We start from the raw sequence: 21425 nt of genomic DNA, 5'->3' as shown, positions 1-21425 counted from the left end.
CTCACCTCATACGAATTTATCTTTGTGCGTGATACGAACTTGAACGGTCCGGGTAGATCCAGAATCGGAATAAGTGATTTTGTTCTTTCCGAGTGTCAATCCTATAAAGTCGCCGGTCATGCTTTGTAAAGCATTTTGGCTGTTCTTCCGGACGGTTAACTTCTTCGAGTCGATGATAATAGTCGATCCTGGCTCAAACGGACCGGTTATCGTGATCTTCTCCACGTGGTTCCGGTTGGCCGTAATCGTCGAATCAAGTTGGCAATCCACATCAAACTTGGCCTGATGACTCCGAGTGCCTAAAATATCGGTTTCAAGTACTTGATCTAAGAGAAATCCCGTCAAATGACTTCGAGTGCCAATGATAGTGGTTTCAAGTTCTTGTTCCAGGACAAACAAGGATAAAAAATCCTTCGTCCCGTCAAAGGCCATTTCCGATTCCCCATCAACTTGAAAAGCGCCACCGAATCTACCGTAAGCATTTATGATCTGTTCGCACTCGCATTCAATAGTAAAGCCGCCGAAAATTTTAGAATCTACGGAGCCGCCATTAAACTTCGTCCGATTGAATGCACCGCGATTAAAGCTCATGACAGTTTAATGGCGCCGTTGCTCAATGCGATGACAAAACGATCCCCGGTTAAAATCGTTTTTGCCGTTACCAATGCGCCAAAACCAATCATTGTTCCTCCAGTTAGTGCGGAGCGAATGGCGACATGCGTAATTACTCCCCAATCGGCGGTTGCTATAGGAAATTGAATCTCGGCTGAATTTTTAATTGTCTGTTTCCCCACATCAATAGCCGGAGTTGCGAAGGTTATGAGTTGTCTTGCATACGCCCCGCCTGTAACTTCCGTTCCTGTATCGGCTCCGGTTGGATTAGATTTATATAATGCGAGGTAAATTGTTTCATCCCGAAAGATATCGTTTAATATTGCGGCTGCTGTTGTATTTGAGAATCCCACTAGTACCACTCCTCATAATTTAATCTGCTTGATACTCGTTCTGAATCGTAAAGCTTGCGAGCGTCGTCGAACCGTTGTTCTTTAATTCGATAATCGGTTCGGTCCGGACATTCCCGTCTGAACTAATGACCGTCTGGAAAGTCGTGGTCGTGATTGTCGTCTCGTATATGTTCTCTTGGCTGTACCCGAAGGGGTCGAAGGCAATTAAGGGAAGCGTAAATTCCCCATAGCCTACATTTCTATCTAATGGACTGGAGCCGGAATATCGAGCGATGTATTCCCGATCCGGTTGGGAAAGCAAAACAAGCTTTAATTCCCTCGGCTTACCATAAATATCGACCAGGAATGAAGCGAGCGACGAAACGTATTGTTGGAGCTGCTCGGCGTTCTGCGCGTTGATTGCACAAATGAAATCAAATTGCTTAACGTCTAAATCCGAACCAAAGTGCCATGCGCCATTTTTCCCCGGGATAGAAAGAACCCGCTCTACCGTATTAGGCAGAACGGGATAGGCTGATCCGCGAAGCACATGGAAATTAAGATCCAGATTATCAATGCCGTCTAATCGAATCGTGGATAGCATCTAAACCAACCCCGCAGACCGCGTAAAATTTTGCGTTTTATTGTGCTGCGCTTTAGAGACGACAGAAGCAATTTCTTTCCCCTCCAAGTAAATATGTGTTTGAATGTATTCGGGTTGCCCTGCCCCTCTTAGCAAGTCCTCCGTCTTATGGTTCGACGTGACTTGGCTTCCCCTCGGAAGGTTCAAAAGCTCCATGCCTTCCTCGCCGACGAGTGACCACCCTCCGGCCGCGAAGCTTGTTCCGTTCTTGTATCCGGGGATCTTTAGCGATTGCCCGACGCGAATAAGGTTCGGATTCGTAATGTTGTTCAATTCCGAAAGCTTAGAAACGGTCGTACCGAGCTTCTTGGCAATCTCGGACAAGGTATCACCGGATTTCACAATGTAAGACCCTGCAGCCGATCCCACGGAAGCGCCGGCCTTGTTCAAAAACGAGAGCATGTCATTGACGGTGTTCGCAATGCTTTCCTTCTTGCTGTTCAGACCATCAAGCAACTGCTCCCCGAAGGACTGACCGGCATTCAACCATTGCGGATTGTACGTCTTGAGCAATGTGATAAGCTCGGCGTTGTTCTTATCAAGTGCCAATTTGCGCGCCTCGGCCTGTAATTTCTCCTCGGTTGTTAATGCCGCGAAATGCGCTTGAATGGCCGTCTTTTCCTTGCCTAATCGCGTTTCCGTTGCCGCAAACTTGTCTTCTTCCGACTTCTTTTTGTCCTGGTATTCCATTTCCGCGCTATCTTTCGCGGCCTCGTATTGATCCCGAAGGGCGTCGATCTCGTCGCGGAGTTTATCCTTTTGGATCTTCCGAGCTTCTAACAAGAGGTCACGCGCATGATCGGCAATCATTTCGTTCAAGTCCGCTTGAATATCCGCAAGCTTGTCCGCGTCTTCGGCTTCTGCAAGCTCTTTTTGCTTGGCCGCAAGTCGTTCCTGATATTGCCGTTCCTTTAGGGCTTTCTCTTCTGCATCGGTCACGTCGTCTAGATCGTCGATTTCCTTTTGCTTGGCCTCGATGTCCGGATTAAACTGCCGATAGAGAAGATCAAGCTTTTCGTCCCGCTCGCGTTCGTAAATTCGAATCTTTTCTTCCGAAGCCGACCGCTCCCGGTCTAACTCCTTGTCATTTGCACGTTCTTGAATGGACTGCTCTTTCTCGTACCGCTTGCGGAGCGCTTCCGTGATTGCATCGCCTAGCGAATTTAAGCCCTGGAGCGTCTTGTCTCGCACTTCCTGAGACATCTTCTTCGCGGCATCACCGGCCTTACTCGCATTTTCGGAAATCCCCTTACTCATACCTTCAACGATGTTCCGGCCATACTCCGTCGTTAGCTTCGAAGGAGACTTGATCCCAAAAAATCCACGGATGCTTTCGCCGACTTCGGAAGCCATGTCCTTCGCTTGCTGGACAACCTTGTCTTTCATATCCTTGATGCCGTTGAGGAGTCCCATAGCAATGTTATTGCCTAGTTCCTCCATCTTTTTTGGAACAGACTTGAGCCAGTCTAGCGCGGCGTTAAACGCCTTAGAGACGATGCCTTTAATCTCGTTCCAATGCGTGGCGATCATCAACGGAACCCCGATGAACGGAGCTAGAACAAGCAAGATTTTGCCGCCCCATCCATTCATGAAGTTTTTAACCCAATCCCAAAACTTGGAGGTCGCCTCTCGCACCTTATCCCAATTCTTGTACAGTAGGATACCTACCGTAACGAGTGCGCCGACCGCAAGTGCAATCAAACCGAGCGGATTTGCATTCATTGCCGCATTTAAGAGCCATTGGGCTGTCGTTTGCGCCGTTGTTGCTAGTTTCCACGCCTTATAAGCATTAACAACAACGTTTATGACCAATTGTGCCGCAATCGCCCCTGTAAGCCCCGCAATGATAGGTAAGAGGATGTCACCGTTATCAATGACCCATTGTAACGCTTCGGCGAATCCTTCGAAAATACCAATTGCGACGTCAATAGACTCGTTTATCGCGTCCTCTATCTCAGGCATATGATCAATGAACCAGTCTGCGAAATCCTGCAGCTTAGGAAGAATCTTTTCCCCGAGCGGTATCAAAATGCCTGTTTCGAGGTTCCGGCCAATACCTTGCACCGCTTCGCCAACCGTATCGTATTTTACGTCGTTGATTTTTTGAAGTGTGTCGGCCGTTGAGTTGGTATAGCTTTGAACATTTCCAAGGGATAGAATCGCCGAAGCTTCCAAATCCTCGAACTGCGTACCAAAAAGAGCGACGCCGATTGCATTTCGTTGCAATGGGTCTTTCGTGTTCTCTAATGCTCTAATTACCTTCCCGAATGCATCCTGCGCGGCTTCTCCGCCCTCTCCGAAGGCGTAAGACATATCCACGGCATTCAGGTTCAGTTGTTGGAAGGCTTCGACAGAAGTCTTGGACAAGTCCTTGGAGCGTATAGTAAACTCCTTGATCGCATCCCCGACTTTGTCTACTTGAAAAGCACCATCTTTTGACCCTTGAATGAGCGTATCTGTAAACTCTTCTGCCGAGAAACCGAGTGCGGAGAATTGCGGCGCGTATTCATTTAGCACGTCTAAGAGGTCGCCGTTCTTGTTCGCGCCCTGTTGCGCGCCCTGGGCAATCAAGGTATAGGCTTGCTGGCCCGTTATGCCGAATTGCTTCATAAGGGAGTTAGCGGTGTTCGCGCTGCCGGCGACATCCATTTCAAAGGTATCCCGAAGCATGAGCGCATGTTGTGAAAGCTTCTCCAACTCAGTCCCCGTTGCGCCGGTCGTCGTCTTAATGAGCGCCATCGACTTTGCGATGTCCTCGAAGTTTTCGCCCATTCCGTTGTTATACAGATTTTTTGCGGACTGCTCCAAGCCTTTCATCTCTTCCGCCGTCGCACCCGTTTCAGCAGCTAGGCCGTTCATTGCCTTATGAAATTCATCCGCCGACTTGAATGCTTTGGCACCAAGACCGATCGCCGCCGCCGCTCCAAGCGCACCGAGAGAGAGAACGACGGCCCCCGCCGCCTTGCCGATATCCGAAAGACGGGATTGGGCGCGTCTGCCTCGTTCATCGACACTATCTAGCGCGTCGTCTGCCCCGGAGTTGTTTATAAGAATGGAGCCGAATAAACGGAATATTTCCATGCCCTCACCCGCCTTTCATCATTTGCATAATGGTCGAAACATCGTCTAGAATTTCGGTTTTCGACTTTTGGGGTTCGGTCGAAGTTTTACGGGAGCTGCGGTTATGGAAGTCTTCAAAGGAGATGTAGCTTTCCTTCGTCATTTGTGGATATTGAGCGAGCCACATTTCCCATTTCCGTTTCTCGTCCGCCTTCTCCATCGCCTTATTAATCAGTCCGACACCAACCTCAAAATCAGCCGATAGCACATATTCGATCTGGCTATACCGATTAAGCAGTAAGTCCATGATTTCGAATTCGTCTACTTGCTGGCCGATTGCAAAAAATCGGATATACCTTCTTGATCCTTGAGCTTCACGATGACTTTTAGGAAATCTCCGATCTCTAGTTCGGCGAAATCTTCCGGCTTCATACCGACAAGGTCCGCGAGTAGATCGTTCACGTCCTTCTCAGCCAAATGCAGATTTTCGAAAACGATCGTGAGCATCTCAATTCCGACTTTCATTTGTGCCGCTTTTTCGTCAGCGGCGTTTTTTTCTGCTTTGATCCCGCTTGCCAATTGCTTCAAATGCTGGCTGATTCCTATCTTTTTCAGAATCCGGGAAATAGGGAAAATGTCCTTCGTTTTAAGCTTTCGTAGAACCAATTCGTTTTCCAATGCGCTTTCCTCCCATGAGTAAGAGCGCCCTGGCTAAAGGACGCTCCTCTGTATTTGAAAAATTAGGCGGTTGTGAAATTCGTAATGACATTGTCGATTAAAGCATTCCCGTTCAAATCCTTGACGTTCTTGGTCACTGTCGCGATGTAGGCAGTCGCCGCCGTCATATTTGCAGTAGGATCAAGCGTGACAACGGTTCTCGCGGCATTAAGCGCGAGCGATCCAGGTACAAGCGTTCCGTCCAGCGCTTTCATTAAGAAGAAGTTCGCAGGACTAACGGCCGCCGGCTGAATCGCCTCGTTAAATGTCCAAACGATATTCGCAGTTGTCGCGATCGCTGTCGCCGCATCAGCCGGAACCGTCACGACGGTTGGATTTACGGTATCCGTTGAAAGCTTCGGATAGTAAATCTTGAAAGGCACCGTGTCCAAGTCACTTGCATCGTAATGCGCAAAGAACGTGATTGGAAGGACGCTTTCGGCTTTATCCGCAGTCGTCAATGTGACGCCCTCGGTGTTCAGCGCATTGTAAATGATGATGACTACCGGGTTATTACTGCCCGACAATCGACCAATCCAAGCGATGTTATCAATGTAATCGGCGATCTCGATCGTATTTTTGGCCGTCACGACATCGTACACGGGATCTGTCGTATTTACTTCGCCCGTAGAAAGCGCAACGCGCAAAATCTCCGGCGTAATCTCAATCAAGTTTGCCTTAATGGAGACATCCCAAGCGTCGATTACATTGAGTCCCTTTGCGCGACCCTTTACGCCGTCGATTTCTATCGGTCGAATAGTTGGTTTTGCAACGAATTCGCCACCCCCGCGCGTTGCACCGATAAGCGTTCCGACCCCGGTTACAGGATTATAGTTCTTGTAGAATGCACCGGCATCAAAAATCAAATGTTCCGCTGTGTTTTCTGTAAATCCCGATTGTACTGGCATGATTTAACCTCCCGTAAATGTTCTAATTTGATAAATGATTTTCCTGCGTCGGATCTTCTTGTCATCGTCCGGAGGCGATAACCGATTTTCGCGGTACATGATGAACGCCATACCAGGAACGCGAATGATCTGCCGATGAATAACGGCGTCCGCTGCAGCCATCATCAATTCAAGCGGCATGGTGTCCCCGCCCTTTGGCGCATCCCAACCGTCGATGTCCATGACGAAATTCTCGTACGTCCCGTCATCGAACGAATTCGGAAGGTCGAAAACGAGATATGGGAATTGCGCCTTATCATCGGCAAACTCGTAATACACCTCGGGATGAATCTCCGCCAACCTTGCACCAACCACCTTGCGGATTTCAATGACGCTGTTACTGCTCATCGCCAACCCCCTCGTCATCTTCATCAATGAGTCCTAGGGCGCGGTTCTCGTCCTCAATGGAGCTTAAATAAACCCCTTGAATCCGGCGAATGTCGCTGATATTGTTCATGACCGCATTCGTTAGAATCGCTCGCTTGGGTTGTTTACTTGTCCCTAGCTCCTGCTGAACGCCGTACCACGTGTCGTGTTTTATCCCGACAACGAGGACGCCCTCGCGCGCTTTGACCCAAGTTTGAAAGGCTCTAAGTGGACGCTTACCTCGCCTGAACCCTTTCAGCTTTCGAACCTCGTTCAATGCGCGATTACGAATCAACTTCCCGCTGTCGCGGAGAGCTGCGCGTGTCAGTTCTCGTATGAGGTATTTGGCACGCTCGACGTTCGAGAGATATTCGACGCCATCCCTTCTAATTCGAACGGCTGGAGGTACTGGCATCAAATATCACCCTTTCGATTCAATACAAATGATTTCTAGATCCCGAACGTCCCTTTTGAAAGTCCGTATAACGGAATACAGTTTCCCGTTGAATTCAAGGTCAGTTTCACCCTCATATTCATTGGGCCATATCACAAACATGACCTCCGCTTTCAGACCAACGGCGGCAGCTTGATAGGATTCAGATTGCCGCACGGACTTTTCGTCCGCGAACACCGCGCGTTTAACAGGCACCCTAATGGGATCTCTCATTTCGCTTATGCCGTCTGTATAAGAAATCAATTCGATTAAACTGTCTCTTCGCGTCTGTCCCAACTGTCATCCCTCCAGGCTAACCGCTTGGAGCTGCGGAATAAGGATCGTCTTAAACGCATTGGAGAAATCGACTTCACCGGAATTTACATTCCAAAGATCGGATACGCCTATCGTGAGCGTGACGACGCCAAGATCACTTTCGATCTGTTCGATCGTGATCCCCGCGTTAAGCATGAACCCCTTAACGGCAATGATCTTTAGTCTGATATTCGCGTCACTCGCCGTTCCCGTAATGCTAAGGCCCGTCTTTACCTTCTCAAGCAATTCGTCGTCACTCAGCGCTGACACCTACTTCAACTGAAAAAGGAACCAACACAATGTTGATTCCCGTTTTTTCAGATTCATAACGTAATCTATCCGACAATTGTTCGTGTTCTCTGTCGGTCAATGGCCGTGTAGCCTTCCAAATCATAACGGTTTGATCTGCCTTTTTAGAAAGATCAACGCCCTCCACCATTACGGCATCGGGCGTTTTTTTATCTGATCGTTTCATGCGGTCACCCCTTCGTTAAACTGCGGAATAGCCCCACAACGTGAACGTTTCTTTAGCAAACATTGGTGTACCGCCGCTATACACCTTACCGCGCCACATTGTTTCATCCTTACCGAACGAGTTATCGCCGACACTAGAGGATTCAATCACGATATCCTGGGACTCGTTGACGATGTATTGCTTGATATCTCCGAACAAGATATCATCGAGCGCCATTGCGGTCGTGAACATAACTTCATGACCATCAAGGAAGAACTTTGTTTTGCCGTTTCCAGTGACGACCGGAATCGTCGTTGTGATAGGCGCTCCGCCCGCGTCCGTCATTTTCCGGAAGCGATTGAAGAAAGTTTTCCGACGCATGATAAACACCGCATCGTCGCCGTATGGGCTATCGACATCTCCCTCAATGTCCATGAGCTTGCCCCAATCCATTGCGGAATAGGTTTGCTTTTGGGAAGGTGCAACCGTGATAGCAGGAACGATACCCGTGAAGGAACCACCGGCGCCGTCGCCATTGATAACTGCGTTATCCAGGTACACGCCGAGATATTTACCCATTTCCGTAGCGAGGAACGTCTCAAGCGCGGAAATGCTGTTTTTAAGTAGCAAATTCTTGACTTTGATCGTTGCCACGACTGCGGATTGCGCAATCCTCGCTTCGGTGAATGCGAAGTTAAGTGTCACTGTGCCGTCGCCGTTATCGGTTGTCGCCCCGGCCGTACCGATCGGAAGGGTTACGTCTCCTGTGAAGCCGTACTTCGTCACAGCGGCGTATACTTGACCATACTTCGTAATGACGGATTGAATGACGTTGAGCGTCGTTTGCGGTACAAGGAAGGCCGCCCCACTCGTCACGCTTCCACCGTTCATGTCGGTAATGGCTCGCTTACCAAGATCCATGATTTCCGCGTCTTCCGTAGAAACGGAACGCGTGATGTAACTCCGGAAAAAAGCATCCCGGTATTTGTCGGAGCTGCGGAAATTCTCCTCATTCAATTCGATCGTCTTCACACCCATTCCCCCTCTTTTTTCTGCTTCTGGTGCATCGGCAAGCTGTACATTGATCTCGTCGATCTGCTCCGCTAATGTGCGTAGTTGGTCGACCGTTGCGTTCAGCTCTTCCGTCGTGACGTCCCGGTGATTTTTGACCTTATCTTTCAAGGCCAAACGTTTCTGTTCAAGCTCGGTTTTTTCGCGTTTCAATTCGGCCGCTTGCTTGTGAGTCATTTTCATTGGAAAGTCCCCCTTATAATTGAGCAATCAAATTGATTAAAGTATCTTTCATTAATTCATTTTCTTCTGGTTCAGCTTCCAACTCGTCCGCATTTTCTGCGACGACTTCCGCAATTACGACCGTCTCGTCATAAGCCGGGAAGGTCACTAAGCTAACCTCATACACTTCGTTGATTTTGACAACGACATCGATTTTATTCGTCCAATCACTGGCGATAATCGCGTTGTTATCAAACCAAAAAGACATGCCGTCGATGAGTTCCTTTTCAACGCGGTCGAACACATAATCATCAATCCATGTGTTCCCGAGCGTGACCTCAACAAATAGCCCCGTTTCGTCTACGGTTGCGGTTAGGTTCTTCCCGTAGCGTCCTAGTACCCACGTCGTTTCGTGGTTCAAAAGGATAACGAGCTTGCTAAAGTCCACGCCCGCTAATGCGTCCTTGTCTACCTTTTCAACCCAATCACTACCGCGCCAAGGTCTTCCAAGAACTCCGAATAGGATGGGATACCCGCGAAGCCGGCGCACTTTACTGCCGTCGACCTCTTCTTCGATCGCTCGGAATCGCCCCTTATCATCGTCGTATCGAAGCTTCCTCTTGGATTGAGACGCAAGGGGAGATTTCTTATTTTCCGGTTTCATCCGTCTCACCTCCTTCCACGGTATAGCTGCCTGGTTTAAGCGTCTGGAAGTTTTTGCTTTCCATGTACGCATCCAACTGCTGCGGGCCTTTCGGCAATCCGATTCTTTTTCTAACCTCGTTCCGCGTCATAACTGAAGCGAAAAGCATTTCCTTAAAGAAGGTCGTCTTCGCGCCTAATGTGCTAACTTCGAGGTCAATTAGTTCGGCAAGCACTTTATGAAAGCGGCCGATCTCCTTGGAAGAAAATAGCTTGTACGTCGATTCCTCTTCAATCTGAAAGACAATCGGCTTGATTGTGTTATCGATAAATTGCTCGTGTTCCAACTCGTTCGCCGAATGCGTAAAGATCGCTTTCGATCCCCCGAAGTAGGTGTACAAGTAATTTACGATTGTCTCCAGCACGTCCTTATTAAGCGGACTCATTTTCAAGTCAAGGTCATGAACTTCAAACTCGGAGCCAATCATGCCGAAGCCGGTCGTATTTTCTGCCGTGAGAAATAGCTCCTTGAATTCTTCGAGCTTCTTTTTCATGTCCGTGCCTTTAAGAGATGACTTGTTAATCAGGAGCGCGGCGATACGTTGGCTGTTCTCGCTATCTTTGACCGCTTGTTCCTGGAGCGTGTTCACGATCTGAACATATCCGCTCGTCGCTTGCCTCGTCGCCCCTCCGTTCTGCGTAGGGAAACGTTGCAAATGAATAATATCGTCATAGGCAAAGTCGTACCCTGCAGCCGCCGGGAACTTGATTCGCAAAACGCCTTCCTTTTCTTCGAAGGTGTGCTGCGTAAAGGGCAAGACAAATAGCGCCCTTAAATTTCCGTTGTCATCCCAATCCGGAAAGATGTAGACGTTATTCGCAAGCATCAACCGAGTGATTGCATACGTCCAAAACACTTGCGGCGATTGGTACGGATTCGCCCGTACACTAAGCACATACTGAACGTGGTCATTTAACTGCGTAACATTCCCATCGTTATCTGCCCGGGCATGATAGAACGGAACCGATCCGACCTTTTCGGCTATGAAATTGATCGCCGTTCGAACCTCCGGAATGTTGTACAAGTCCTTGCCTAAACTGAGTATCGAAGATCCCCGATTCAACAAATCAATGACTTGCGCGGCCGTAACTTTTGGCTGCGAGCTGATCCCTAGAAAGTTTGCGGCTCTCTGAAATAATCCCAATTTCTCACCTCCCCTACGGCTGATATTCTTCAAACTGATCGGCTACTTTTTTATAGGCGATATACGAAATCAAAAAAGACACATATCCGTCGATACGTGCCTTGCTCTTTGATTTATCCGGTTGAATGTTGCTGTTAACGTCAATCCTCGCGGCCGTGTTCGTCACGCACCATCGGAATAAACCGTTGTGCCGGCTGAATTGAATGCCTACATCCTCGAACAATGAACGCGTTTCTTTCATCGGTCCGGACAAGGACTTTGCCCCCATCGCAACCGCGAATGTTACCCCGCGACCATTTTCATTTTCCTTTGGGAACCCGTTTGCTTCCATGTCGTCAACCCAATCGCCCCCGTGCCAACGGTCATAACCAATCTTCCAGAACGTGACTTGAAACGTCGTCGCTAATTCAACGAACCAAGCGGTGACATCCGACTTCTTAACCATGCTTCCCTCGCATACATGAAGCAGTTCATGGTTTAACAGGTCTTCGGCTGCCGTGCTACAAAAACTTTCATAAGCCATTTTATCCGCCTTGCTGTTTTGCTCGATGCGTTGCCGCGCAATGAAGTACTTTTGAAAAACATAGAGCTTTCCGCCGAATGGAATGGTCGCCGTCGCGCAACAAAGATCCGTTGTTTCCGCCATATCCACGCCGCCGACCGCATACTTGTCTCGAACCATATCCTCGGTCATGTCAATCAAGCAGCTATCGACCGCGCTCAACTCGAAGTAAATCACCGATGACCCGCTTGCTCTGTTCAAATGCTTCGAAAGGAAGGAAGGCATTTGCGCGGGATCTTCAAGCGCCTTCTGATACTCGCCTTCGAGGTAGCTCATTGTTGGTCGGGCCGTGTCCCCTCCGGGATTGGCTTTGATCCAACACGTCCGATCGCTCGGATCGTCATCATCATCGATTCGAAAGATCATGGGGAATATTCGTTCTTTGCTTTTCCCGGCCAACACTTTCTTGCACCGTTCCAAAACACTATCGAAAATCCCTTCACGCACGAAACCGAACGTTGATATGATAACGCCTAGCGGTTGCGTCCTAGCGCCCTGGGCGGACGAGAAGACGTCATACGTATTGCGGTTCTTTATCGCGTGCAGCTCGTCAATGATGTACGCGTGCGGGTTAAGTCCATCCTGATTCTCACTGTTCTTACTTCCGGCTTTCATGAAGCTGTTCTTCGCCGGGAATAGCAGCATTTCAGTGTTATCCTTATCCCGCTTTGTCCGCCAATGCTTCTTAGGATTTCCGGCAGGCGTAAGGACATCGCTCGATTGCAAGAAGGCTTTCGCGTTCTCGTACACGATCGCCGCTTGTGTCTTCATGGTAGCGAGACACCAAACCTGTGCAGCCGGTTCGCCATCCGCCATTAACAAGAAATCGGCAATCGCCGAAATGAAGGTTGACTTCCCCCACTTCCGCGCGACGAAAAGAACAAGCTCCCGGAAGTAACGTACTTCCATTTCAAGTTCTTCGTCGTACATTTTGAATCCGAATATGCAAGCGACGATATACTTTTGTTCGATGGACAATTCAAAGGGTTGCCCTGCCCATCGCCCTTCCCGGTGCTTCACCATTGAACAAAACTCGATGAATGCGTCAACGTCAACCGGATCGTAGCGGACTGTCTTGCTTTTGAGAAGACTCTCGATCAACTTAACAAGTGCCTTGATGTCCCGGCCGTGCTTCTTCGGTTCCCGCTTTACATAATCATGCCAAGCGAAAATGTAAGGAGGTATTACATTAGCCATTTGTCTTCCGTGCTAACAGGTCTTCGAATTGATCTTTTTCGACGACTTTAGGAATCGGCGGAGCGACCGGGACAAGGTCGGCGAGCTGCTTGATAATTTTTTGATAGTTGGCGTTCATCGTGCTATATAGTTGAGCAACCGGACGAACCCGCTCGTAAGGATCGGCATCCTTCGACTGCGAGAACATTTCGACGTACCCGTTCTCGTCCAAGTCATGTTCATATATCTCAAGTGTCATTCTCATAAAAGCAGCTCGTTGAATAAGGCCATCGGCTATGCGCATTAGATCGGGCGGCAATTCCTTGTAACTCTCCCGGAGCCGCTTCTCTTCTGCCGCAAGCTTGCGCTTCTTCGCCTTCTTTTCTTTCTCTACGCGTTCGCGTTCGGCTTCTTCGTTTTGTCGTCGCCGTTCTCGCTCCTCATCGATTTCCTGCAAGCGTTGCTTACGCTTCGCCTCTTCCACTTTAATCTGAACGGATGCCTCCCGCTCCGCGATCTCGTCTGGGGATAGCCTTAGTCGCTCTTCCCAATCCGAACTATCTTGATTCGCATTTTTTTGAAAATCAACGACCTTTTCCTTTTTCAAGCTATCACACCCTTTCGAGGGGAGGGGGGTCACATGAAACCATCCCGCGAGTAAATTGAAATCTCCCCCCTACGGTCTCCAAGGCTTTTAAAATAAAAAAAGACCCGGGGGGGTTAAATTTTGGGAGGAACTATGAAGTTTTGGAGTCCTATACTTCGCTCATGCTTGTTATTGTGACAATCGGTGCATAGGTATTGTAAGTTATCCGGATTGTAAGCAATGTTCCAATCGTGCTTGTTCTCATTGGTCAACTCTATGATGTGATCTACCTCTTTGCCGCTCTTAACCTTGCCTAGCGCTTTGCATATCCTACATAGCCCATTGTCCTGCAAGATAACGTATTGCCTCGCTCGCTCCCACTCAGGAGCTGCATATATCTCAGGATGTCTCGCCATTGTCCCGCTCCTGCTATTGTTTAGGAATCATATGGATAGGTATCATTGAGTCATTACACTTATGGCAGCCTATGCCGTCCGTTATGTTGGGATGAGGATAGTGTCGTTGGAACCCGCATCCTATGCATTGGTGTGTAGGCTTCTCGTCTTTCTTTATCCAGCTTCCCTTGTCCACCCCTAAGTCCTGCTCTATGCTATCGCATACCTGGTGGTTCATGCGTTCGTTCAGCCGCTTGATATCCTCACTCGATTTCACTTCGATTGATCGTAGCTCTCTCAGGTAGTCAAGCTTCTGTTCTACTATGTTTCTATCCATTCGTTATCCCTCCAACATGAATGATATCCGGCCCCCGTTTCACTGGGCATATTCGGTCGGTTCCGATGCAAATAAAAAAAGCACCCGAAGGCGCAAATAATTATTTACCATATAATATGTCTTTGATTAATACTTTTGCAAAGGAATCATCTTCAAGACGCAACAAAATATAATTGAAATCCTTTAATCCTTCGTTTCGAATCTTCACTGTTTTGATTCTTTTTCCCTCTAGCTCTCCAAGGCTTAATACCGATACTTCTTTTGTTCCTTTGCACACTTGACACGTTGCATACTTCTCTATTCCTGATCTTGCCACCCATTGGTTGGTATCGTAAGTTGATGGCGAGTTTCTATCATGCCTATCCCATTCTTCGTTCCACTCAGTAGTTATTACTTTTCCTTCTCCTGAACATCCGAAACATTCCATTCTGTAAATCACCTCCCCGTCAACAACATTTCGACAAAAGGAAGGTTTTTCCTGCAAGTTGTTCGGGGAACCTTCTCATTTCAGTTACAGACCATATTCTTAGCCAGCTTCCTACTCTGATTCACGGTTCCCCTTAATGTTGAGCGCCGCGCTGACAACATTCTTGCGAATGCGAGGGAGGCAACGGCGCTGTATACTCTTTGGCTCCAATACACCGGTGCAGACTATCAAGCCCTCCACGGCTCAACGGGGTATTGTCACCTGAAAAGTATCTCTTACTATATGCGCGCATCGTACGACAAGAATTTTAGGTTAATTTACAAAAAAAAAGCACCATTAATTTGGCGCTTTCTCTTTTAGTATGTTAATCACTTGTTTTGTTCTTTTTCCTTGTCATCCAACGTGAGATCAATAGTTCTCATATCAAAGGTGTTTTCAATAAACATTTCTTGAAGTTCATCCAAGGGTAATTTCAATAATTGTTCAACCATGTTTATCCCTCCGTACCTATTGGTGGACGACTCTTGTGTCGATTTCCCTTTTGTCTTATCTTATTCTCAACTTCCATTTTTTGCAACTCTAAATTGTTGACTTCAATCCGCTCGCTCCACCTAAAGTATAGATCAATTAGATTTTTAAATGGTGATCCAATATTTCTAATAACCGAAAAATATAAATGTTCTTCTTTGATGAAATTACAGAGTGTTCTTGATATAGGAGTGAACATTATTTCATCCACAACAACACCTTCATTAATTGCAACACTAAATGATTCTAACTCATTGAGAAGTTGAGAAATACCGCAGTTCTGTTTAACAATAAATTCTGCAATTAAGCTCTTTTCCAATAAATCTAATGGGTAATTAAAGTCATCGTTATAATACGCCGAAGTATCAATTGGATTGGGAACCTCTGCTTTAAACTTTTTATTATATTCTTGCATCGCCGGGAGTATTCTAGTGGCGTATCTATCGAGATATTCTAAACTCTTCTCGGCAGCAGAACGCCTACTCCTGTCTATCATATCCTTCTTAACCAATTTTATCTGTTGCATACCAATAAATAACGAGGCGGCCAAGCCGATACTAGCAACGAAATATAATGCCTCCAGGTATGGCCTAGCTTTATCTATCCAATCAACCATAATACTACCTCCCCCTCTTTACAGTTTTCGACAAAAGGAAGGTTTTTCCTGCAATGTATATTAGATTATTACTAAATCATTCTGATTTTTAGAACAATAGTGTATTGAACATTTTCCCCTGTTCGATCTTTTCTCGCGCCCGCTCCACGAATGTCTGTACGCTACTCTTCCCCAAGTGCAGTTCCACTCCGATTTCCTCGAAGGACATTAAATCGACGATGTGCATGACGAAGCATTGTCTTTCCCGCTCCGATAGGTTGTACATGGCCTCGTCTATTCTTAGCCTGTCCTCTTCGGATAGCTCCTTGATCGTGGTGTCCCGCTCGATCGTGTATCCCGCATTCTTGGAGTGATATGTCTCGATCCATTTCGGATCCCATATGACATTCCTGTATCGACGCTCTATACCCCTCTTGCTTCGTGGTGGTCTTCCTGTGGTCATCCAGTTAAGGGCTACATTAACATCCGTTATAGCGTCCGTGTAGCTCTCCCGCTCCCCCTCGTCGGTGCTAAGTGTTCTAAGCGCTCGTAATGTCCGATATGCTTGACGGTATCCAGCGGGCGAAGCTGCGCGAATCAATTTATTCTCCTGCATTCAGCTCCACCCTTCCCCCTAGTCTCTAATCCCACCATAATCGAATGACCCCTCTAGGATCTCCTGCCGCAAGTTTCCGAGTACCTTGGCAGTCCGATCGTCATCCTTCTTGCTCTCGATCTCAATACACGTTTCTAGGTGTTGTACTATTTGTTCCTTATTTACTTGCAAAGTTAACGAATTCTTCATCCCGCTTCAGCTCCTTAATCATGTATGATGTGTGCCTTTCGGTATTCAACAATCTCTAGCATCTCGACGACGGATGCGGTTATATGGATGGTTGATTCCTCTTCGTTGACCACGTATGATGGTCCGGGGTAATAAGTGGACATGTAAGAAGGGATGTCCTTTATGTTAATGGAGCCCATTTCCTTTTTGTTTAGGAAGATGGTGTATAGCTTGTTTTGTATGAGTGTAGGTGTTTCTGTGGTCAAGTGGTTACCTCTCCTTTAACCGTCCTATATTGGGATAGGAGTTTATGTGCTTCGTAATGAATGTAAGCGAGATCCGTATAAGATTCTGCTCCTTTGCAACAATTCTTGATTGATTCGAGAGCTGATGCGGCCGGGTCGGAGCTACGCGAACCCTAGAATCACATATCCTTCTTTGCAGTATTCCGGATCGTCTAGGATGTACATTACATTGTGTTCGATCTCGTCGCTTGTATAGCCGTCCTCAGGGCTCCATTCTTGGAGGTTGAGCGTATCGCCTACTTGGAAATCCCGATCGTTCGTTCGGACTTCGAATGTCTTTACTCCGCTCTTAACGTCTCGGAAGTGTTTGGGTAGTGTTTTGAGGTAGTTAACATCCTTCTATCCTTCCTCTCCTAAGAAACGAGTAAATCGTTCAGTAATTGAATGTCGCCAGCAGTATCCGTTGTAGTGCGGTAGGGCAGGACCATAAAGGTGTTGTCGTTGAAGAGAATCGCACTGTTCATTCCCTTTCCGTGAGGCGTGGAATTTTGATAGTCGTTCAGCATCTTCAGGTATTCGTTGTTTACCAGGACGTACTTTCCATCGAAATTGATAACTCTCATGTTGAGGTCATTGTGAGACTTTATGAAGGCCGTTACCACTCCGGGCAATGCGTTTACAGAATGGTCATCAAATACTTTAGCGACATTCACCGGCTTGTCGTGAACTGTATCGCCGAAGTTCCAATCGTAGATGATCGTTTTTCCCTCTTCGGGTATCGCGGCGTACTTTGTGAATAGTTGAATCAGAACCTCGCGCGGCAGCTCGGCGTATTTGATTGCCCAATGCCGATTCGTGAGATAGTGAACACCGTCCACGAGCGTCCATATGAAGTAGCGGCTTTTCTTAATCTGCTTGCACAATTCCTTAATGGTGATGTTCACCGTTATTCCTCCTACCATAGGGTTAATTGCCTCCCAGCGTGTTCGGCTGCTATTGGGTTGATCCATAGAACTTCCGTTCTGGCTTGTCCGGTCTCGATGATCTGTTGTCTTTCTTCCCGTCGCCAATGCTGCAAGCGATCGTCATACATCGCATTTGCATATCCCGAAAGGAATGCCGGACCCGGATGGTCGTCCATAGCTTTTAACAATTCAAGATGATCGTTATCCGTCATTTCATTCGTGTAAATCGATCCGTTACGCGTTTCAGCTAGATATGGTGGATCGGCATAGATCATTACGTCCTCTCGCTTGTACCTCGCCATTACCTGGAGCGCTGGACGGTTTTCTATTTGAACTTCCTTAAGCCGTTCGGATACATCTGCGATCTTCTCTGGCAACTCATTCCATTGCTTTATGCGATAAGAGTCATCCGGGGTTCCCCGGCACTTCCACCCCGATATCGATCCGGTCTTTACGCGAATGGATTGCCAGCAGCGGACTAAGAATCTCCGAGCTCTTTCGATGTCGTCCATGGCCGGCTGATGGGATGAAAGGTATTCTTGCCGTGAATATGGAGTCAGATGGACCATTCGTTCTAACTCCGATTGGTGATCTCGGATAACGCGGAATAGGTTAACCACATCACCGTCAAGATCGTTGATCGTTTCTAACATGGAGGGTTCCTTGTTGAAAAACACCGCACCGGATCCGAAGAACGGTTCTAAATAGGTCGTATGCAGTGGCATATGGCTAATGATCCATTCCGCCATGCTCCACTTGCTTCCGGGGTAGTGAAGGATTCTTGCGGTCATTCCGTCACCTCACATCGATAGTACTTGATTGTATTCGTACATGGCTGCCGTTTCCCGCTCCGGCGCTTGGATATCCCACTCTGAGAGGTATGTCCTTAACGTCCCGATCTTGATGTTATATCGCTCACATATCATGTCTCGGCTGAGTCCTGAAACGCGCGCGGCTAGATATTCCTCTTTCACGAGGCGAAATCGTTTAGCTTTGGCTTGTCCTTTTTCCCTAGCGGACTTTTGGCTATTTGGCGATACGATGGTAGGATGAACGCGTCCGTGCGTGATAAACGATTCTGCTTCTACAATCTCGTGAGGTTTCCCGAGGTCCATTCCAAATTCATATCCGGGTAGTCCGGGCTTTAGTTTCCATATGCTAACGTCTCCGAGTGCCATCGTTCTTTCCCTCCCGCTACTGTTGTTGGAGTTTCTCCTTGAGGAGTCGAGCTCGTAATCTAAGCGCCCATTTCATCCCCTCGGCCGTGTGGTCGATCCAGTAATGACAGGTCTTGGTTTTGGTTGAGGGACCACAGAGCTTAGCGAGTTCTTCGGCTGTCGTTTCGTCTTGTCTCCATCGCCAACGAAGGTGGGCTCTCTGCAAAGTCCATTTGTGTTCGGTTGGATCGGCGTTACCTGGTTGCCATCCGCAACGTTCGCAACGGTTGCCGGAACGCTTGTCCACTTCGGCAGCTACCTTTGGGGTAATTGCTCCGCGCTGTTTGGCTGTCTTGCTTCCTCGTTTATGGTCTAGCTGTTTTGGGATGGATCGGACGGGTTCCGTTGCAAAATTGATTCCCATTCCTCGTCGCTCATCCCCTTGTAAATTTCGTATAGTCCGTGCCGTTTGAGTTTCTTAAGCTGGACGTCAACATTCGATTCCGTCCGACCAAGCGCCCATCCGATCTTTCTTGTTCCGTCGATATGCTGATATTTGCAAAGGTAAATCTTCTCTTCTTCCGAGAACGGTTCGCCGTTTCTTGGGTGGTAGTCAGGGTGGTAACTGACACGGCCGCGCTCGTCTAGCTTGAGTCCGACAAAATCTGGTATATTCGGGTTGATGGGCTTGCGTTTTACAATCCCCATACCTTGTCCACCACCGATAGATAATCAAGCGGAACCTTCCCGCTTCTGACTTCAAAGCCTTCCCGTTCCATCTCTAAAATGTGAATGCTCTTTGTCCCGCGGATGCCGTCCATCTGCCGCTTCCAGAAGGTTTCGAGTACCGGATACGGGAGCATGAAGACTTTTCGATGCGCTTCGAATGCGACGATGAGGAAGGCGATTGCATTGCCTACATAGTGGCATTTGCCCAGGTATGTCACTTGATGGCTTGCGACGTTGGAGAGATCGAGGCGATCTCCTTCGGCGACGGATTTAGCTTCGAATGCGATGCCGCGTTGCCGATAATGTCCGTCGTAGTCCACCGTCGATGGCCGCTCGAGATAGCCGTAGATCCTATTTGCTTCCCGCTTCATGATTTTCACTGGCGTCGGCCGCTTATTTATGATTGCGATTGATTGATTCTCGTACATGGTGTTTGTCATGTTGATTAGGCTCTCGAACGCCATGCCGCGATTGCCACGCGGAATTTTTGCCTTCATTCCCTCACCCTCCTGTACTTGGCTTCTTTTTCTGCTTTGTCGGCCACATCTTCCCAGAGATAAGCAAAGAACTCGCCGATCACTTCTGGAATCTTCTTTGTCGGTACGCCGACCCAACGGAGCTCTTTCCACATCTCCCTCGTTAAGTGGTCGAGAGATTCCAATTTTTCGCGAAACAGCCATTCGTATGATTCGAAGACTTCTTTCCCGGACTTCGGTATATGGCGGTTCATTTCTTTCTCCAAAGCGTTTCGCGGATATGCTGAATCCCGCCGTTCGCCTCTTCTCGATATGCCTCCTGTATTTCTTCCTGCAGTTCGTCAAATCGTTTCCAACCACGCGCTCGCTGCTCAGGCGATAGATTTTCCATTTCAAGCGCTCTTACGACGGCGGTTCTTTCTTCATTCAGCTTGTCGCTCTCTTTCACGCTTGGACCTCCCTTTATTCTCCGATCGCCGCAATTTAAGGTAAATTGCCCATCCAGTTATCTCGCTGTAAGCTGGCTTGCACTCTGTTAAATCCCATTCGGGGTACTGCTTACGCCAAAAGGCCTGATTGTCTAACTCATCCCGGACGATCCGCTCTACTTGACGGCGGGTGTATTTGCTGTCATTGGTCCGGTATTCTGGTCGTTCGAGATTCTGACTACTGCTCCAGCGCTTTTTTCCGGCTGGCTCCTTGGTCAGGTACCGGGATAAGGCTTCTAGGCCGTAGTCATTTGGCTTCAAGCGGTCGGCATTAGAGAATCCGATCCGTTCCCCCAGCTTTTGTCCCTTCTTCTTCGGTCTGCGCCATAGGTCTTCGATTGCATCCCGCTCCAGCCCGCCTGACATGATAATGTGGTGGTGAATCCTGACGGGACGGTCTCCTTCCTTCCCAGTGCTGTATTCTGTGACCAGTACGTATTTAATTGGGGGTAGTCCTTCCCGCTTCCGTTTATGGGCGATCCGCCTGAGGTAGTTTGATGCTTCCTTTTCCGCCGCTTCGATTGTCTCGGGCAGTTCCGCATAGGTGACTGTTACGTGTAAGTCACCTTCCCCGAAGTTCGTGTTCACCAACTGAGTAAAATATCTCTTGGCGTTCTTGTCGTTCAGGTTCCGTTGCTTTGGGGCGGACACTTTCTTCTTTTCCCCTCTCCCCCTCCGTATTGGATGATTTTGAGTCTTTGAGAATATATCTACTTCCATGAAATGCTTCCCACAATAAATCTGCTTTTCTCTTATGAAACTCCGCACGGCAACGCCTCCACCAACTTGGTGCCGTAAAGAGTCTATCTTCCCTGCTATTTGTTCATAGGATCGGTTGCCGCCTCTCCTGTCACAACATTTTTGACTTTCGTATCGCAGGAAAGATAATACCCATTACAAGCCCGAGAACGCTCGGCAAAGCGTTGTTTTTGCTTGTTCTCCGCCGCGAAATTTGATACAATGTTGTTACGATATCATTGTATATTTCGCAACTGACTCGCCTCGTGATCGCTCCC

At 48.0% G+C, this 21425-nt stretch carries 30 protein-coding genes and 1 pseudogene; all 31 read right to left on the bottom strand.

What is annotated here, in order from left to right:
- Positions 1-6: 6 nt before the first annotated feature.
- Complete coding sequence (locus tag DFP95_RS23635; protein ID WP_115995162.1) at positions 7-591, bottom strand: phage distal tail protein; 585 nt, start codon at positions 589-591, stop codon at positions 7-9.
- The gene (locus tag DFP95_RS23630; RefSeq protein ID WP_115995161.1) at positions 588-965 is read right to left on the bottom strand and encodes a phage tail fiber protein; all 378 of its coding nucleotides are present in this window, start codon (positions 963-965) and stop codon (positions 588-590) included. Before DFP95_RS23630 ends, DFP95_RS23635 begins: the two co-directional genes overlap by 4 nt.
- Before the next feature lie 19 nt (positions 966-984).
- A complete protein-coding gene (locus tag DFP95_RS23625; RefSeq protein WP_115995160.1) occupies positions 985-1548 on the bottom strand; it encodes a phage tail domain-containing protein in 564 nt (187 codons plus the stop codon).
- A complete protein-coding gene (locus DFP95_RS23620; RefSeq protein WP_115995159.1) occupies positions 1549-4668 on the bottom strand; it encodes a phage tail tape measure protein in 3120 nt (1039 codons plus the stop codon).
- 4 nt (positions 4669-4672) lie between these two features.
- Entirely contained in the window at positions 4673-4954 is a 282-nt protein-coding gene (locus DFP95_RS23615) for a hypothetical protein (RefSeq protein ID WP_115995158.1), read from the bottom strand.
- A 14-nt stretch (positions 4955-4968) separates the two neighbouring features.
- The gene (locus tag DFP95_RS23610) at positions 4969-5325 is read right to left on the bottom strand and encodes a hypothetical protein (protein WP_115995157.1); all 357 of its coding nucleotides are present in this window, start codon (positions 5323-5325) and stop codon (positions 4969-4971) included.
- Positions 5326-5387: 62 nt separating this feature from the next.
- Complete coding sequence (locus DFP95_RS23605; RefSeq protein ID WP_115995156.1) at positions 5388-6272, bottom strand: Ig-like domain-containing domain; 885 nt, start codon at positions 6270-6272, stop codon at positions 5388-5390.
- 3 nt (positions 6273-6275) lie between these two features.
- Positions 6276-6659 carry a hypothetical protein gene (locus DFP95_RS23600; RefSeq protein ID WP_115995155.1) on the bottom strand — a complete coding sequence of 128 codons (384 nt, stop codon included), beginning with the start codon at positions 6657-6659 and terminating at the stop codon, positions 6276-6278.
- Positions 6649-7092, bottom strand: coding sequence for an HK97-gp10 family putative phage morphogenesis protein (locus DFP95_RS23595; protein ID WP_115995154.1), 444 nt, complete (start codon positions 7090-7092; stop codon positions 6649-6651). Before DFP95_RS23595 ends, DFP95_RS23600 begins: the two co-directional genes overlap by 11 nt.
- Positions 7093-7098: 6 nt before the next feature.
- Positions 7099-7374 (bottom strand): phage head closure protein, encoded by a 276-nt coding sequence (locus DFP95_RS29895; RefSeq protein WP_425453320.1) that lies wholly within the window; start codon positions 7372-7374, stop codon positions 7099-7101.
- A 36-nt stretch (positions 7375-7410) separates the two neighbouring features.
- Positions 7411-7695: a hypothetical protein gene (locus DFP95_RS23585; protein ID WP_220376452.1), complete on the bottom strand. Its 285-nt coding sequence runs from the start codon at positions 7693-7695 to the stop codon at positions 7411-7413.
- On the bottom strand, positions 7679-7900 hold the full coding sequence (locus DFP95_RS23580; protein ID WP_220376450.1) for a hypothetical protein: 222 nt from the start codon (positions 7898-7900) through the stop codon (positions 7679-7681). Before DFP95_RS23580 ends, DFP95_RS23585 begins: the two co-directional genes overlap by 17 nt.
- A 15-nt stretch (positions 7901-7915) precedes the next feature.
- Positions 7916-9133, bottom strand: a complete 1218-nt coding sequence (locus DFP95_RS23575; RefSeq protein WP_115995152.1) for a phage major capsid protein — start codon at positions 9131-9133, stop codon at positions 7916-7918.
- Positions 9134-9146: 13 nt separating this feature from the next.
- Positions 9147-9776 carry an HK97 family phage prohead protease gene (locus DFP95_RS23570; RefSeq protein WP_115995151.1) on the bottom strand — a complete coding sequence of 210 codons (630 nt, stop codon included), beginning with the start codon at positions 9774-9776 and terminating at the stop codon, positions 9147-9149.
- On the bottom strand, positions 9760-10959 hold the full coding sequence (locus DFP95_RS23565; protein ID WP_115995150.1) for a phage portal protein: 1200 nt from the start codon (positions 10957-10959) through the stop codon (positions 9760-9762). The genes DFP95_RS23570 and DFP95_RS23565 overlap by 17 nt, the downstream gene beginning before the upstream one ends.
- Before the next feature lie 13 nt (positions 10960-10972).
- Complete coding sequence (locus tag DFP95_RS23560; RefSeq protein ID WP_115995149.1) at positions 10973-12718, bottom strand: terminase large subunit; 1746 nt, start codon at positions 12716-12718, stop codon at positions 10973-10975.
- Positions 12711-13304 carry a hypothetical protein gene (locus DFP95_RS23555; RefSeq protein WP_245987914.1) on the bottom strand — a complete coding sequence of 198 codons (594 nt, stop codon included), beginning with the start codon at positions 13302-13304 and terminating at the stop codon, positions 12711-12713. The genes DFP95_RS23560 and DFP95_RS23555 overlap by 8 nt, the downstream gene beginning before the upstream one ends.
- A 113-nt stretch (positions 13305-13417) precedes the next feature.
- The gene (locus tag DFP95_RS29890; protein ID WP_115995148.1) at positions 13418-13699 is read right to left on the bottom strand and encodes an HNH endonuclease; all 282 of its coding nucleotides are present in this window, start codon (positions 13697-13699) and stop codon (positions 13418-13420) included.
- Between the two features lie 416 nt (positions 13700-14115).
- Positions 14116-14442: a hypothetical protein gene (locus DFP95_RS23540; protein WP_115995146.1), complete on the bottom strand. Its 327-nt coding sequence runs from the start codon at positions 14440-14442 to the stop codon at positions 14116-14118.
- A gap of 368 nt (positions 14443-14810) precedes the next feature.
- Positions 14811-14933, bottom strand: a complete 123-nt coding sequence (locus DFP95_RS29660) for a hypothetical protein (protein WP_281273448.1) — start codon at positions 14931-14933, stop codon at positions 14811-14813.
- Between the two features lie 2 nt (positions 14934-14935).
- Entirely contained in the window at positions 14936-15586 is a 651-nt protein-coding gene (locus DFP95_RS23535) for a hypothetical protein (protein WP_115995145.1), read from the bottom strand.
- An 88-nt stretch (positions 15587-15674) separates the two neighbouring features.
- Positions 15675-16181, bottom strand: coding sequence for a sigma factor-like helix-turn-helix DNA-binding protein (locus DFP95_RS23530; RefSeq protein ID WP_115995144.1), 507 nt, complete (start codon positions 16179-16181; stop codon positions 15675-15677).
- A 575-nt stretch (positions 16182-16756) separates the two neighbouring features.
- Positions 16757-16966, bottom strand: a pseudogene (locus DFP95_RS23520) (DUF3850 domain-containing protein); the annotation flags it as partial.
- 41 nt (positions 16967-17007) lie between these two features.
- Positions 17008-17538, bottom strand: coding sequence for a hypothetical protein (locus DFP95_RS23515; RefSeq protein WP_147304212.1), 531 nt, complete (start codon positions 17536-17538; stop codon positions 17008-17010).
- An 11-nt stretch (positions 17539-17549) separates the two neighbouring features.
- On the bottom strand, positions 17550-18350 hold the full coding sequence (locus DFP95_RS23510; RefSeq protein ID WP_115995141.1) for a DNA adenine methylase: 801 nt from the start codon (positions 18348-18350) through the stop codon (positions 17550-17552).
- Positions 18351-18359: 9 nt separating this feature from the next.
- Positions 18360-18737, bottom strand: a complete 378-nt coding sequence (locus tag DFP95_RS23505; RefSeq protein WP_115995140.1) for a hypothetical protein — start codon at positions 18735-18737, stop codon at positions 18360-18362.
- A 351-nt stretch (positions 18738-19088) separates the two neighbouring features.
- Positions 19089-19424 carry a hypothetical protein gene (locus DFP95_RS23500; protein WP_115995139.1) on the bottom strand — a complete coding sequence of 112 codons (336 nt, stop codon included), beginning with the start codon at positions 19422-19424 and terminating at the stop codon, positions 19089-19091.
- Entirely contained in the window at positions 19412-19942 is a 531-nt protein-coding gene (locus tag DFP95_RS23495) for a Holliday junction resolvase RecU (protein ID WP_181907578.1), read from the bottom strand. The genes DFP95_RS23500 and DFP95_RS23495 overlap by 13 nt, the downstream gene beginning before the upstream one ends.
- Positions 19939-20175 (bottom strand): hypothetical protein, encoded by a 237-nt coding sequence (locus tag DFP95_RS29035; protein WP_181907577.1) that lies wholly within the window; start codon positions 20173-20175, stop codon positions 19939-19941. The genes DFP95_RS23495 and DFP95_RS29035 overlap by 4 nt, the downstream gene beginning before the upstream one ends.
- A complete protein-coding gene (locus tag DFP95_RS23490) occupies positions 20172-20369 on the bottom strand; it encodes a hypothetical protein (protein ID WP_115995137.1) in 198 nt (65 codons plus the stop codon). Before DFP95_RS23490 ends, DFP95_RS29035 begins: the two co-directional genes overlap by 4 nt.
- Positions 20344-21129 (bottom strand): rolling circle replication-associated protein, encoded by a 786-nt coding sequence (locus DFP95_RS23485; RefSeq protein ID WP_245987913.1) that lies wholly within the window; start codon positions 21127-21129, stop codon positions 20344-20346. Before DFP95_RS23485 ends, DFP95_RS23490 begins: the two co-directional genes overlap by 26 nt.
- Between the last annotated feature and the right edge of the window lie 296 nt (positions 21130-21425).

The organism is Cohnella lupini, from assembly GCF_003386205.1.
In the GTDB taxonomy this organism is placed as follows: domain Bacteria; phylum Bacillota; class Bacilli; order Paenibacillales; family Paenibacillaceae; genus Cohnella; species Cohnella lupini.
This window is presented reverse-complemented; position numbering and strand designations above follow the sequence as displayed.